The sequence below is a fragment of the Desulfovibrio sp. OH1186_COT-070 genome (assembly GCF_003860215.1).
GTDB lineage: Bacteria > Desulfobacterota > Desulfovibrionia > Desulfovibrionales > Desulfovibrionaceae > Desulfovibrio.
Genome location: NZ_RQYH01000096.1, coordinates 1 through 1,018, shown reverse-complemented (window position 1 = coordinate 1,018; position 1,018 = coordinate 1). Strand labels below are relative to the sequence as shown.

1 protein-coding gene is annotated in these 1,018 nt (G+C 30.0%); it reads left to right on the top strand.

Annotation, left to right across the window (positions count from 1 at the left end):
* Positions 1–1,018: MFS transporter (locus EII23_RS11995; protein WP_124793551.1), on the top strand; the 1,018-nt coding region annotated here is incomplete at both ends.

Sequence of the window (1,018 nt, the reverse complement as noted above, 5' to 3'; positions counted from 1 at the left end):
CTTCTATTTTATGCGGCTTTTCAAACAACGTCATACAATTAATCGTTTTTCGTGGTTTACAAGGTATAGGTGCGGCAATGTTACAAGGCACTGCTACGGCTATTATTACTACAACCATTCCTGAAAATAGACAAGGTTCTGCGTTAGGAACGTTAAGTATTCTATTAGGAATAGGTCCTGTTTTAGGTCCAAGTATTGGAGGTCTTTTAATATCTGTAGGTAATTGGAGATGGATATTCTGGATCAATATTCCCTTTATATTTATCGGTTTAATCGGCTGTTTATTTTTAAAAAGATATATTAAAGAGCAAAAAAGTACGTCTATCCATTTAGATATACGTGGAAATTCATTATTATTTCTATCTATCTTTTGTTTATTAATAAGTTTAACATCTTGGTCTTATCACTCAATTTTTAATATATCAGTATATGGCAATTTCCTAATCTTTATTGTTTCTTTTTGCCTATTTATTATATGGGAGTTAAAAACAAATCATCCTATCATCGATTTACGTTTATTCAAGAATGTATCATTTTCATCTCCAATATTTGCAATATTTGTATTTGGAGGTACAACATCTTTAGGTTTTATAATTCCTCCATATATTTTAGAAAAGATTAATCATCTTTCATCTTGGCAAATAGGATTAGTTAACCTTACTTCTCCTTTAGGATTAGTACTTACTTCAAAAATATCTGGTAAATTAATTTCTCGCATTGGCAATATTGTATTAATGACTACAGGACTAATTATTATGATTGTGGCATATACAAGCCTAGGATTATTACAATATATATTAAATCCAGTGACAATAAGCTTATTATTACTAATATATGGTATAGGAGGAGGTTTTTTCCTACCGTCTAATACTTCAGCAATAATGGGAACTGTATCTCAAGATATGCAAGGTACTGCTGGAGCTACACAAAGAATGGTTCAAAATATAGGTATTGCTTTTTATACAGCAGTTACTTCATTATTTATCAGTAATTCATCAAATTCAGATAAACTCATAGA